Annotated in this window: 12 protein-coding genes; 3 read left to right on the top strand and 9 right to left on the bottom strand. The window is 55.4% G+C overall.

Going from position 1 to position 13964, the window contains the following annotated elements; translation table 11 throughout:
- Positions 1-109 precede the first annotated feature (109 nt).
- The 6 genes from V5S80_RS02110 to gatC all read right to left on the bottom strand — a co-directional run bounded on the left by V5S80_RS02110 (position 110) and on the right by gatC (position 6562).
- Positions 110-1333, bottom strand: coding sequence for a hypothetical protein (locus V5S80_RS02110; protein WP_395169090.1), 1224 nt, complete (start codon positions 1331-1333; stop codon positions 110-112).
- 154 nt (positions 1334-1487) lie between these two features.
- Positions 1488-2519 (bottom strand): 6-phosphofructokinase, encoded by a 1032-nt coding sequence (locus V5S80_RS02105; protein WP_395169089.1) that lies wholly within the window; start codon positions 2517-2519, stop codon positions 1488-1490.
- Positions 2520-2567: 48 nt separating this feature from the next.
- The gene (locus V5S80_RS02100; protein WP_395169088.1) at positions 2568-4019 is read right to left on the bottom strand and encodes an MFS transporter; all 1452 of its coding nucleotides are present in this window, start codon (positions 4017-4019) and stop codon (positions 2568-2570) included.
- Positions 4020-4104: 85 nt separating this feature from the next.
- Complete coding sequence (locus V5S80_RS02095; protein ID WP_395169087.1) at positions 4105-4743, bottom strand: NUDIX domain-containing protein; 639 nt, start codon at positions 4741-4743, stop codon at positions 4105-4107.
- A gap of 10 nt (positions 4744-4753) precedes the next feature.
- Positions 4754-6265: an Asp-tRNA(Asn)/Glu-tRNA(Gln) amidotransferase subunit GatA gene (gene gatA, locus V5S80_RS02090; RefSeq protein ID WP_395169086.1), complete on the bottom strand. Its 1512-nt coding sequence runs from the start codon at positions 6263-6265 to the stop codon at positions 4754-4756.
- A gap of 3 nt (positions 6266-6268) precedes the next feature.
- On the bottom strand, positions 6269-6562 hold the full coding sequence (gatC, locus tag V5S80_RS02085; RefSeq protein WP_395169085.1) for an Asp-tRNA(Asn)/Glu-tRNA(Gln) amidotransferase subunit GatC: 294 nt from the start codon (positions 6560-6562) through the stop codon (positions 6269-6271).
- Positions 6563-6786: 224 nt separating this feature from the next.
- Between gatC and V5S80_RS02080 the strand changes: the two genes are divergently transcribed.
- Positions 6787-7491 carry an amino acid-binding ACT domain protein gene (locus V5S80_RS02080; RefSeq protein WP_395169084.1) on the top strand — a complete coding sequence of 235 codons (705 nt, stop codon included), beginning with the start codon at positions 6787-6789 and terminating at the stop codon, positions 7489-7491.
- Here V5S80_RS02080 and ilvA read toward each other — a convergent pair.
- Both ilvA and ligA read right to left on the bottom strand, forming a co-directional pair.
- Positions 7473-9056: a threonine ammonia-lyase, biosynthetic gene (gene ilvA / locus V5S80_RS02075; RefSeq protein WP_395169083.1), complete on the bottom strand. Its 1584-nt coding sequence runs from the start codon at positions 9054-9056 to the stop codon at positions 7473-7475. The two genes, V5S80_RS02080 and ilvA, sit on opposite strands and share 19 nt — an antisense overlap.
- A 4-nt stretch (positions 9057-9060) precedes the next feature.
- Entirely contained in the window at positions 9061-11136 is a 2076-nt protein-coding gene (ligA, locus tag V5S80_RS02070; protein WP_395169082.1) for an NAD-dependent DNA ligase LigA, read from the bottom strand.
- Positions 11137-11225: 89 nt separating this feature from the next.
- Between ligA and V5S80_RS02065 the strand changes: the two genes are divergently transcribed.
- The gene (locus V5S80_RS02065) at positions 11226-11978 is read left to right on the top strand and encodes a 3'-5' exonuclease (RefSeq protein WP_395169081.1); all 753 of its coding nucleotides are present in this window, start codon (positions 11226-11228) and stop codon (positions 11976-11978) included.
- A 59-nt stretch (positions 11979-12037) separates the two neighbouring features.
- The gene (locus V5S80_RS02060; protein ID WP_395169080.1) at positions 12038-12817 is read left to right on the top strand and encodes a TetR/AcrR family transcriptional regulator; all 780 of its coding nucleotides are present in this window, start codon (positions 12038-12040) and stop codon (positions 12815-12817) included.
- 4 nt (positions 12818-12821) lie between these two features.
- Here the strand turns inward: V5S80_RS02060 and V5S80_RS02055 are convergent, their stop codons facing one another.
- A complete protein-coding gene (locus V5S80_RS02055) occupies positions 12822-13961 on the bottom strand; it encodes a hypothetical protein (RefSeq protein WP_395169079.1) in 1140 nt (379 codons plus the stop codon).
- Positions 13962-13964: the final 3 nt, after the last annotated feature.

The following is a 13964-nucleotide window of genomic DNA, read 5'->3' as shown; positions in this document are numbered from 1 at the left end:
GCGGCATCACCCGGCGCGGACGCTCAGAGGATCACACCGACGATGTGAGGAAATGTCGTGGGATCCTCTCCACCCCGCTCTCCCCCAACGTCACCGAAATTAATGGTCGTTACCGGGAGACATCATTGTGATCCAGAATTTCCCGGAGAACGTCGTCATCAATATTGGATTCATCAATAAGGTGTCTGACTTCCCGCTTCTGCTTTGAGGTAAAACGCTTGGTCGGGTCCAGCTTTCGGTTGACCAATTCCCGCAACCGCCGACGACGCTTTCCTTCCTCGACGATCTTTCGCCGCGACGTAGCCCACGAATATACCAAGACAACCATGAGGAGCACACCAACATATCCCAAGATCGGATATACATTCGACACCAACGCTCTAAAGCCAAGGAAACTGATGACATAGGCCACCAGTGCAGTTGCTATCAGTGTCAGACGGAAACGGTTCTCATCGTGAGCACACACACGCCGAGACAAAGCATAGAAAACTCCCAGTGCGGTATTAAAGATCATGCCGTAGATGACGACCGACATACATAGGCCGAAAAGAGGACTGATATCCGAGGCAAGGGCCAGCATCGGAAGATCCTTGTCTTTGATGTCATCGACGTTCATATACAAAGAAAAGGCGATAACAATCAACAAAAACCCGAAGATCAGGCCACCGACTCCCCCGCCGAGACCAGCCTGGCGAGGATAAAAATATGATCCCCCGATAACAATAGCCATCGACACACCGCATATAAGGTTGAAACCTACATAGTTGAGCGATGACATCCACCAACTCGGCAAATGGGTGTGGATTGTCGATGACGCCGCATCCAAGTGGTTAATGTCGGAGTGGCTACTCAGGAGCGTGGTCACACCAATAATCGTGACGCACACGATGATGAACGGTGTGATAGCACCAATAATCGTCGAGACTTTATCAACGTCCAACATGCCTGTCGTTATGACGAGAACCAGCATCATCGTGCTGCCAACCCACGTCGGGAGGCCGAACTGTTGATGAAAATTAGACCCCGCACCGGCAAACATGACAAACCCCAGCGAAAACAGCGTGATGAGGATCCCCATATCTAAAAAGACTGCGAGAAGTTTGGTTGCCGAGCTATCAATAACACGTTTATGTTCGTGAGCACGATAGTAGCTGCCGAGAACAAAAACCGACGTCCCTGCAATACTCATGAGAACTGCGGCGAGCACAACACCGCAGATCCCCCAGCGACCAAAGGCCACGAAAAACTGTAGTCCTTCCTGACCGGAGGCAGTTCCCGCGCCAACGATCAGCCCAACGAAAGCTAAGGCAATCGACAGTGTGCTTCTGAACATCAATAGTTCTCCTTGCGGGCTGGGCCTCCACTGAGCCTCGGGGAGGCCCGACTATCTCCCGCACAGAGTACTCGACGGCACCCCCACAGATCGCAGTTTTACTCGCCTGTCCCCTTTTTTTACGCATTGTTGAGGGACGTGCCATGCCATCCACTTATCCGAAAAGTGCGGCCGCAGCCTCATAACGCTCAATCGGGACAACCTTCAGGGTGCCTACGGCATCGTGGAGACTGACCAATCCGATATTTTCTCCCTGGAGCGACGTGACAGTTCCGTATGTACCCTCATGTGCGGCCCGACAAGCATGAACTCCATACCGTGTAGCTAACACTCGGTCATACGCCGTCGGAGTACCGCCACGCTGAATATGGCCCAAGACCGTCGTACGTACATCATGTCCGAGACGCTCATGGATAGCATCTGCCACTTGTTGGCCCACACCAGTGAAGATCTCATGACCGAATTGATCAATTCCCCCCGTCTTCAATTCCATGGTTCCTTCTTTCGGGCGAGCCCCCTCGGCGACAACGACAATTCCGTACTTTTCACCCATCTGGAACCGACGTGCCATGGCTTTACAGATTTCATCGATATCGAACGGGATCTCAGGGATCACGGTGTAATGTGCACCCCCCGCCATCCCTGCATGCAATGCGATCCACCCAACATGGCGGCCCATCACTTCGACAACCATCACGCGATTATGCGATTCCGCAGTGGTGTGCAGGCGATCAATAGCGTCGGTAGCGACGGAGACAGCAGTATCAAAACCAAATGTATAGTCCGTCGCGTTGACATCATTGTCGATCGTTTTGGGAACGCCAACCACCGGGATTCCGTTCTCGTGGAGCCACTGAGCTCCTTTTAATGTTCCCTCACCACCAATTGGGATGAGAGCATCAACTCCCGCGTTATAGAGGTTTTCTTTAATCTGCTCAATGCCCGCGCGGAATGTGTCAGGGTGTAGACGGCCCGTCCCTAAAATCGTGCCGCCGCGGAGGAGAACGCGGTCAATCTCCTCATCGTCATAGAGCTGAATTCGGCGATCCTCCAGAAGCCCAGCCCAGCCATCTTCATAACCAACCACAGTGGACCCGTACTCAGAACTGGCAGTACGAACAATCCCACGAATGACCGCATTAAGCCCCGGGCAATCACCACCCGAGGTAAGAGTCGCAATACGCATAGTCACTACCCTAGCCCGATCGCGCATACGGCGCCCGGCCGTGCTGAGTTAGTCGGTAGCGGCCTTCGTCATGCTCGTTGCGGCCGTCGTCCCTTCAAATTGAGTCACCACGAGCAGCCCGATGAGCAGCACTCCGGTCGGGAAAAGCATCGTCCATCCCAGCGCCGATATCGGATCGGTGTGGTGCATAAAGACGTCGAGCGTCGCTGCCACGGTTGCTGTCCCGATCACGGAACCAACCTGACGTGTCGTGTTGTATACACCAGAGCCGGCACCAGACTTCTCTGCTGGAAGGTCACGTATGGTTGTGGTTGTGTTCGGTGCCCACACGAAGGCATGGCCGAAGCCTTGGATGACCATTGCGAGGATCATCCACCACACGGAAACCCCTGGCCTCATGACAACGAAGCAACACAGCATCGAGGCCGACATCAGAGCAAAGCCGGTCACTGACAGACGACGGGGCGGAACTGTATCCGTAAGGCGCCCCACCAACGGTGAGAGCGCACCTGAGATCACGGCCATAGGAACCATCATGAGACCCGCGCCCAGCGCTGACATGTGGTGAAACTGCTGGAAGTAGATCATCATGGGAACCACTGGCGCTGCGACAGCGAAACCCATCGCTGTGATCGAGAGGTTTCCCACCGCGAAGTTTTTATCCTTGAACAGTGACAAGGGTACGAGGACCTCAATGGCACGCTGAGCTCCGCGTTGCTCAATCATGATGAAGGCGCCAAAGACGACAATTGAGGTGGCGAGCATGACCCATACCCACGGCGCCCAGTGCGCATTGCTACCTTCCTGAAGAGCAAAAACCATGCAAAAGACCGCAATAACCGAGGTGATAATGCCGCCCCAGTCATAGCCGTGATTATGGGTGGGCAACTCTGGCACCCACTTTAGGACCATGACGACCGATACGATTCCAATCGGAACATTGATGAAGAAGATCCATTCCCACCCGACCCAGGTTGTCACTAACCCGCCTAACACAGGGCCAGCCAACCCGGCCATTCCCGCCGTTGCGCCCCACAGGCCCATCGCTGCGCCACGCCGCTCACGGGCGAAAATTCGGTTAATGACACTCATTGTCTGCGGTGTCAATAAGGCGGCTCCAAATCCCTGGACTGCACGGCCAACAATAAGCCACTGGATATCCGGAGCCATACCGCACCCCAACGAGGACACAGTAAAAAGGACCATGCCAGCGAGATACACCTTCTTGGGGCCGATCTGGTCCCCGAGACGACCCGTCACTAATAACGGTACGGCGTACGTTAGTAGATAGACCGAGGTGACCCATAGAACTTCGCTGTAGTCAGCGTGAAAAGCCCGCTGGAGATCAGGTGTAGCCACTGCGACAATCGTTTGGTCCAACAAGATCATGAAGAAACCCACGCATAGTGCGACCAAGGCGCGCCAGGCGTCATTGTCAGAACTGGCCTGCTCATCGTCCACGGTGGATATGTCACCGTGTTGAGAGTTATTAATTGTCACACTCATTTAGTTTACCTAACTATATTTTATTAACCGTGCACATCTGTAAATATCTAAAGCAACACCCCGATCCCCGAGGAGCCAGTCAAGGTACCAGCCACAGTGGACCGTGTCCAGTTGGGTTAGCACACATCATCGGGCTATCAACGGCACCATGCTGAACAACACTCGACGTGACTGGCAACGAAGCACGCAGCGGCGCCATGAGCTCCAGATCAACAATTTCCGCTTCGGGGACCCATGCCAACTCAATCGACTCACTATTTTCCTGCACCTCAATCGGAGAGGACACAAAAGCCGAGACCGTCGTATAGGTCCATTCACGCACACTCGGATCCATAAGACCCACCCAATGATGCCCATCCAGTGAGGTAAACCGCGGCACACCAGGCCAATGGGCAGCCGGAGCCCTCCGCACCGCATAATCCACCGCGCACCGTGTCGTGACCTGTTGCTGAATAATAACGACATCCTGCGGGTTAATACCTGTTTCTTCACTAGCTTCCCGCAAGGCAGCTTCCTGGACAGTCTCACCAGCCTCCCGAGCTCCCCCAGGAATACCCCACGTCAACGGCATCGACGTCCACGCAGCGCGATGCTGCATTAACACCAGCGGACGACCATCAGGGCCCGGCGCTCGAAGGAACAAACCGGCAGCACCATCAACGCCCCAGAACCAGGCGCCGTTCGCTTGAATCGCCCAACCGTCTCCGCTGTGGTCCATAAATCCTAACTTACCCTTGAGACTCGCCCACCCGGGCAGCCTCATACGCCGCCCCAACACGGTACAGACGATCATCCTGATGAGCAGGCGCCATAATCTGCAACCCAACAGGAAGATGTGTATCTGCCGCAAGCCCTGCAGGAACAGACATCCCACACAAACCAGCAAGATTCAACGGCAAAGTACAAAGGTCAAAACGGTACATGGACATGGGATCATCCACCTTCTCCCCCAGCTTGAACGCCGTGGTCGGCGTCGTCGGAGAAACCAACACATCGACTTGCTCATACGCCTTCGCAAAATCCTCAGCAATCAACGCACGGACACGCTGAGCCTGGAGGTAGTAGGCATCGTAATAACCGACAGACAATGCGTAGGTTCCAAGGATAATACGACGCTTCACCTCTGATCCAAAGCCCGCTTCACGCGACAATTCCATAACCTCGTTAGCAGAATGTCGCCCATCGTCGCCCACGCGCACGCCATACCGCATTCCATCGAAGCGTGCAAGGTTCGAGCTCACCTCACACGAAAGAATGAGATAGTAGGCACTCAACGCATCATCGAAATGCGGACAATCAACCTCCACCACCTCAGCACCGCGACGAGAGAGGGTCGAGACGGCATCATTGTAGGCACTCAGAACACCGTCCTGGTACCCCTCACCCGCAAGCTGCTTGACGACGCCCACCCTGACACCAGCCAAATCACCTGTTGCCCCCTCGAGGGCAGCCTGAACCACGGGAGCAACAGGACGATTGACCGATGTCGAATCATGCGGATCATGTCCAGCAATCACCTCATGCAACAACGCGGTGTCCAGGACCGTACGCCCTGTCGGACCACCCTGATCAAGAGAGGACGCACACGCCACCAGGCCATACCGCGACACTGTGCCGTACGTCGGCTTAACACCAACAGTATTAGTCAACGCAGCAGGCTGGCGAATAGATCCACCCGTATCAGTACCAATCGCAAGTGGCACCATTCCCGACGCCAACGCCGCTGACGAACCACCACCGGACCCCCCCGGTGTACGGGTCAGATCCCACGGGTTGCGCGTCGGACCATACGCTGAATTCTCCGTGGACGACCCCATCGCGAACTCATCCATATTGGTCTTGCCGACAATCGGAATTCCAGCCTCACGCAAACGAGTTGTTACCGTCGCATCGTAGGGGCTCATATAGCCCTCAAGAATCTTTGACGCGCAAGTCGTCGGGGCGTCCGTCGTTGTAAAGACATCTTTCAATGCCAGGGGAACACCAGCGAGAGGTGACGCTGGCTTCTCACCCCGGGCAATACCGTCATCAACCTTCTTCGCCGCAGCAAGAGCTTCCTGCGGCCCTACATGCAGAAACGCATGGATATCACCATCGATCTCTGCAATGCGGTCCAGATGAGCTTGAGTCACCTCAACCGAGGACATCTCACCTGAATGAATCTTCTCCGCCAGGTCAGCCGCGGTATACGTCGTTACATCATCAACGTTAACGTCACCTACGCAATATGCTGTCGCCATGATCTACTCCCCCAAAATCCGCGGAACTTCAAAACGATCACGTTGACTCGCCGGCGCCTGATCCAAAGCTTGCTCAGCGGTCAACGTTGGATGAACCTCATCCTCCCGCATAACACCTGCGAGATCAGACGGGTGACTCATGGGCTCAACTCCACCGGTATCCACGTCTGAGACATGACGGACGTGCTCAATAATGCCGTCAATCTGGTCAGCAAACTCACTCAGCTCGTCGTCGGTGAGAGAGAGCCGAGACAAGTGCGCAAGATGCGCAACCTCATCGCGGGAAATAGAAGACACAATGGTTCCTTCACCTGGTGTGACAATGATGACCCCACTAGCTTAGCCTCTTCCATCGTTCGGGTGGGGTTGGGGTCACGTCCGTACAGAACAACCCTCAGCCTGCGCAACACCTCACAGAATGTACCAATCTGTCTAGAACTCTCACCCCATGAGCCCACACGCCACCGAGACCGCCTACACTATCCAAGTGATTACGTCGCCCGTCGAGTAAAGGGATCCCCATGTCGTTTCTCCTCCGCGTCTTTCTCCCCGATGCCCCCGGCAGCTTGGGCCGACTGGCCGCATCCATTGGCGAGGCCGGCGGAGACATCCGCAGTGTCGATGTCGTCACCCACAATCATTCCGACCGCGCGGTCGTCGACGACGTCGTCGTTGACCTCCCCGCAACAGCACTACCCGACACCCTCATCACCGCAGCCCAACAGGTCGACGGCGTCGAAGTCGATTCCATCCGCCCCTTCTCAGGCTCAGTGAACCGCTCCGGGCAGGTCGCCATGTTGGCCTCCATCGCCCAAGCATCGTCGCGTACCCACGCCCTCCAACTCCTTGTCGACGGGCTCCCCACCACAATGTCCGCAGGGTGGGCGATCGTCCTCAGCGGGAACACCACCATCCACCGCGTCGCCGCATCCGTCGCAGCCCCCGAAGATAACGGCACCATCCTTCACACAACTCCAGTAACGACGGCTCGACACCTCGACCCCGAGGACGACGATTGGCTCCCCGAAAGCTGGACAGTCATGGATTCCGCATTAGCGGCCACCCCCATCAGCGACAATGGTGAAACCTTAGTCATCGGACGACCAGGCGGCCCCGATTTTCTCGCCGGAGAAGTGGAACATCTCGGCAAACTCGGCACCATCCTCAGTGCCATGATGCCGTCATCCCTCACCCGCCACGACAACCCTCAGGACCTCAGGAAATAGGTGTACGCGACAGAATCAGTCACCTCGTTAAACTGATAGCCGATTTGTTCCATGTAGTAATCAAAATCGTCACCATCACCATCCCCGGCCGATGAGTCTGTGCCATCGAATCCGCAGAGGACACGACCATAGTCCATACCGTGACTACGGTAATGAAAGAGACTGATATTCCAATGGGCACCCAACACGTGTAAGAAGTGCAGCAGTGCACCGGGGTGCTCAGGGAATTGGATGGAGAATACACGCTCATTAAAATGCCGGTCTACACGGCCTCCAATCATGTAGCGCACATGCTCTTTTGCTGCATCATCAGCAGACAAGTCGACAACGTCATACGACCGTTCTCGGAGATCAGCGATAATGTCATCACGTTCCCGATCACCCTCACGGAGCTGTACACCAACGAAAATACGCGCTCGATCATGTCCATCCACACGGTAGTTGAATTCGGTGACAGAGCGACCACCCAAGACACGACAGAAGTCGAGAAACGCACCTTTCCTCTCCGGAATAGTCACGCCCAAGAGTGCCTCACCACACTCACCCAGCTCAGCGCGCTCAGAGATATACCGAAGACTATGGAAATTCAGGTTCGCACCAGAGAGCACATGAACCAGCGTCTCCCCCTGGATACCGTGAGTCGCCACATATTTTTTCAGTCCAGCAAGGGCAAGAGCCCCGGACGGTTCTGCTACAGCACGAGAATCATCGAAAATATCTTTAACAGCAGCACTAATTTCGTCCGAATTGACCGTGATCACACCATCCAGGTTGTCACGACACACACGGAAAGTTTCATCACCGATCCTCGCCACCGCAACACCTTCCGCGTATAACGACACACGATCCAACGTGACCGGCGAGCCCGCCTCAAGCGCAGCGCTCAAACACGCTGAGCCCTCCGGTTCCACACCGATCACACTGATCCTCGGATTCAGTTGCTTGAGAACCACCGCAACCCCAGCAGCTAGGCCACCTCCGCCAACAGGGACAAAAACCCGATCAACAGTCGAGGCCTGCTGAAAAATTTCCACACCAATAGTCCCCTGACCAGCGATCACATACGGATCATCGAAGGGAGGAATAAACACCCGCCCCTCCGACCGTGCAATCTGTAAGGCACGCCTCTTAGCTTCATCGAAATTGTCCCCCCACAAGAGGACCTCACCACCAAAGTGACGGACAGCATCAACCTTGATCTTCGGTGTCATCGTCGGCATCACAATCAATGCCGACACGCCCATGATCCTCCCCGACACAGCGACCCCTTGCGCATGATTGCCCGCAGATGCTGTCACGACACCACAGCGTTTTTCATCATCAGTTAAAGCCACCATCCGCGCATACGCGCCACGAACTTTAAAACTATGAACAGGCTGAGTGTCCTCGCGCTTAACGTAAATATCATTCTGCAACCGTCGAGACATCCCGGGCATATATTCAAGGGATGTCCGGTCAGCAGCATCATAGACCGGTGTCCGAACCACCAAACTCAAATACTCCGAACCGGAGGGATGGGAAACGGGCGACGATGTGATGGGCACTCCATCATGGGTAGGAGGCATCAGATTACTCCTCAGGGCTGCCAGTATCTAAGAGGGTCTTAAAACCATCTTCGTCGAGAATACGCAATCCCAGCTCCCGCGCCTTGGTTTCCTTCGAACCGGCGTTAGCCCCCACGACAACATAGTCCGTTTTCTTGGACACTGACCCCGCCGCTTTACCACCCCGAGAGATTATCGCCTCTTTAGCTGAATCCCGAGTGAAGTCCTCTAAACTGCCAGTCACCACAACCGTCAGACCGTCCAACACCTGCGGGTAGCTTTCCTGCTCATTCTCTTCCATGCGCACCCCAGCTGAGGTCCACGCGTCAACAATCGCACGATGCCAATCGACCTCAAACCACGCCCGCAGGGATGCCGCGATGGTCGCCCCCACCCCATCAACACGAGCCAATTCCTCCTGCGACGCCGTACGGATGGCATCCAACGACCCGTATCGTGCCGCCAGGGCGCGAGCAGCCGTCGGACCAACATGCCGGATGGACAGCGCCACAATCACACGCCACAGCTCAACTTTTTTCGCCTCCTCGAGGTTGGCGAGCAAGGACTTACCCGTTGCATTCACTCTCCCCGACTTCGTCGTAAAAACGGACGTCGCAAGAAGATCAGATTCGCCCAGATCGAAAAGCTCAGACTCATCAGCTAGGACCCCCGACCGGATGAGATCTTGGATTCCAGAGACACCCAACACATCAATATCAAACGCGGTTCGCCCCGCCAAGTACGTCATCCGTGCAAGCAATTGACCAGGACATCCCCGCGTGTTAGGACACCGCCAGTCCGCATCATCCGCTTTGACCTGGACCAGAGGCGTCCCACACTCCGGACATAACGTCGAAAAGATGAACGGCTTCTCGGAACCATCACGCACATCCGCCACTGGACCCAGAACCTCGGGAATCACCTCCCCCGCTTTACGGATAGTGACTCTATCCCCAATCAACACTCCCTTATCATGGACTTCTGATGGGTTATGCAGCGTCGCCCGAGCCACAGTCGACCCCGCAACAAGCACAGGATCCAAGACAGCATACGTCGTCGCACGACCAGTTCGGCCAATACCAATGCGAATATCCCGCAAACCCGTTACCACTTCTTCCGGCGGATACTTGTACGCAATAGCCCACCGCGGAGCACGTGATGTCTCACCCAAATCATTCTGCTCAGCTAAGTCATCAACCTTGACGACGAGACCGTCCATCTCATGAGCAGCATCGTGCCGGTGCTCTCCCCAATATTCCGTATGCGCAATGACCTCATCGACAGAGCTCACACGCTTGGTATACGGGGACACCCGAAACCCCCACGCAGCTAAGGCAGTGTACGCATCATATTGAGACGTAGGCTCCCAACCATCGCGCGCACCAATACCATGACAAATCATAGACAAATTCCGCTTCGCGGTCTCTGCTGGATTTTTCTGACGCAACGACCCCGCCGCCGCATTCCGCGGATTCGCAAAAGGTTTCCGCCCTCCCTCCACACGATCCGCGTTAATATCAGAAAATTCTTCAATCCCGATAAACACCTCACCACGCACTTCCAAAAGAGCAGGTATTGGGTATTCTTTCGTCGCCGAAATGGTCTGGGGAATATCAGCGATTGTCCGAGCATTAGGCGTAATATTCTCGCCCGTCACACCATCGCCACGAGTTGCAGCAGAGACCAGCTCACCGTCGCGATACACCAGATCAATGGACACACCGTCAATCTTCAATTCCGTCACATACGCCGGCGCAGGAGTCCGCTCCAGCCACTCCCGCAACTCTAACGTCGAAAAAACATTGTCCAAGCTGTACAGACGGTGAACATGCTGAACCGGAGCAAACGTCACCTCATCAACCGCACCCGACGCCGTGGGCGGCGCACCGACTTCTGCCGTCGGAGAACCACCCTCAGCCAGCTCCGGATGATCCTTCTCCAACTCCTGCAACGCACGAAACAGCCGATCGAATTCAGCATCCGAAATCACCGGCTGACTGTTGTAATACAACTCACGGTGATGTCGAATATCACTCGCAAGATGTTCCCAATACGCTTTGAGCTCGTCAGACACATCAGTGAAATGTTCGGAATTAGTCACATATCCAGCATAGAGGGGATGACCAACGCCAAGCATGACACCTCTATGCGTAGGACGCCTATCTTTGTGTCATCACCGTCGTCTAATCTATGCCTATGCCGCTACCATCGTCCGTGCCGAGCCACTTTGACCCCACCTCGATGCTCAGCTTCGATCTTGAAACTACAGGCACCAACCCTCTGACGGCACGGATCGTCACCTCGGCATTAGTCTCCATCCACAATGGATCAGTTGACTCCACCGAACTACTCGCCGATCCCGGGGTCGACATCCCCGAAGCGGCATCACAAATCCACGGAATATCAACAGAGTACGCCCGAGAACACGGCAAACCCCATGATTCTGTCCTCAAACAAACGATTCAGGCAATTTACACCGCATGGGACCGCGGGCAAACATTAATTGTGTTCAACGCCGCGTATGATTTGACGATTCTACGGCACCTCGACCCAACATTCACATGTTCAGGGCTGGTCCTCGATCCTCTCGTCATTGATCGAGCACTCGAGCCCCGCCGGCGCGGGCCCCGCAAACTTGGTGTTCTCTGCGAACGATACGGAATCCAACTGGATAACGCACACAATGCGAGTGCTGATGCCCTTGCCGCTGCTCGACTAGCATGGAAAATGACACGAACATGGCCTGACCTTATGAAGAAAAACACTGACGAACTCATGGAGTTTCAGGCAGTATCGTATTTCGATCATCAAATCAGCCTGCGTGATTACTTTGCATCACAAGGCCGTGAGATGACGAATTTTTCAACAGCATGGCCCATGCGAGACGGCCGCATCACCAGCGACAGTGCTCCCACTGCCAGCGATGCTGTCGCTGCACCGTGATCCCACTACTCGCGCTCCGAAACTTTTTGCTCCATAACCTGGAAGATTAGGATAGCCTCATGCCAAGGATTTCAGCGAAGTCAGTAATCGAACACCGGCGCCAAACATCCGAAAAGATCCTCGATGCCGTCGAAGAAATCCTCGAAGAAGCCCACATCGACCGTGACACTAACCCACTGACAGTCGGCACCGTCGCCAAACGTCTCGGCATGGGCAGATCAAGCCTCTACCGGTATCACAACAACGTCGATGACATGATCGAAGCCGTCGTCGTGCGCGACTTTCCCCGTCGTGCCCAACTCATCACCGACCAAATGGATGATGCGGCCGAGCCACTCGCAGCCATCGAGGCCTACGCGCGCGCCAGCTTCCGCGAAGCCCGTGAATCTCGCCATTCCTGGCGGTCAGCCCTCTCCCGCGTTCACCTCGATGATCATGCGCGCGCACGAATCGGACGCCTCCATGCCAAACTCACTCAAGCTCTAGCCCACGAGGTCAATAAGCTGCCCGACATCCCCGCAGAACTTAAACCAGAACTCATCTCAAGTATCCAATCATTGGTCAACGCCGGAGTGACCACGATGGGCGGCCCGCTGAATAATCGTGGAAGACAACTTGATCACGACCGCCATCACCACGAGACCCCCTATGACAGCGACGAACCCATAGAATCGGGACACGACTCGGTCTCGGTGATGCAGCATCATACCGCGACCGAGACAGAGAATACCCGCGCAGTAGAACCACTCAACCATACAGAAGTTGAAGATTGGTACGTCACGGCGATCAATGCCATCATCACGGCTGCACAAAGTTCCGTCCAGAGGCCCACCGCGTAGGAATTTACAGGTCTCCACTATCCCGACGGAGCATGTCTCGCACATCATCAGCAACACGCAAGGACGATGCATCTGAGCGCTCCCGCCCACGACCACCGTGACCTTCCACAATACTGATACGCTCCCCCATGAGAACCGGATCAAGCCCCAGCGCCCGCCACACACGCGAAATACGAACCGCGCAGTCACGAGCCGGATCGTCCACCGCGTAGCGAGTTATCCCAGTATTACGAGTAGTCACCGCCGTATGCGCAGAATTCTCCACCCCAGACCTCCTGGGTTCTACTGACACACCGATGACCACTCGACGGCCAGCGTCGATAAGCCCTGCCACCCCATCAAGCCGACGATGACCCAATGAACCATCGACTAACGCCATCTCCAGATCGTGTAAACCTATAAGCGGTTGAGCATACCGCGGTACCTCACCATTGACCGGGACCGATGCAGTCATGGACATCACAACGCCAGCGAGCGCCCCATCATATACACCACTATCCGCAATACCACCGACCTCACTGCGAAGAGCATCACAGCACTGACCCCACCGCGCAACAACCACCTCACGATGAATAGGAGGGATGATATCCCACTCCGTCACCCCGGCAACTGTCCCGCCGAGCACGGTGTCCACATAAGGTTCATCAATCTGTACCAGGACCCGACCAGAAAATCGGCGACACACCTCGGAGAGATGATCCGCAACCCCACCGATCCACTCCTCATGAAACCCACGGGTGGCTGCCGGATCTGACACTATACGGTGCCCATCGGATAATTCCGTCATGACCGCGAGCGACCAGGGCCCCATCACCTGAACTTTGATGCAATCACCAGATAGCGCAGCACCAGCTTGCCAGGACTCCTCATAGACATCCATGTCCCGGTGAACAGCATCACGACAGCGACGCGACGCCACAGTGGAACCAGACATCATCCATGACCGTGGACCCTGCACGTATGAGGACGGTAACAACGACAGTGTCACCCCCGACAGCGAGGAACCCATACCACGATTGATAAGCTGCGGAATGAATGGCAGCTGCGATTCCCCGGCGATAATACGTGCTGCCTCACGTGGATCTGTCGTCTCCAGCGCACCCCATCCAGATGCCCATGGCACGCTCGTCGTTCGATAGTTCATATT

This window comes from Corynebacterium sp. PCR 32 (genome assembly GCF_037464985.1).
GTDB classification, from domain to species: Bacteria; Actinomycetota; Actinomycetes; order Mycobacteriales; family Mycobacteriaceae; genus Corynebacterium; species Corynebacterium kroppenstedtii_D.
Note: the sequence above shows the minus strand (reverse complement) of the source record. Positions and strands in the feature narration are given on the sequence as shown.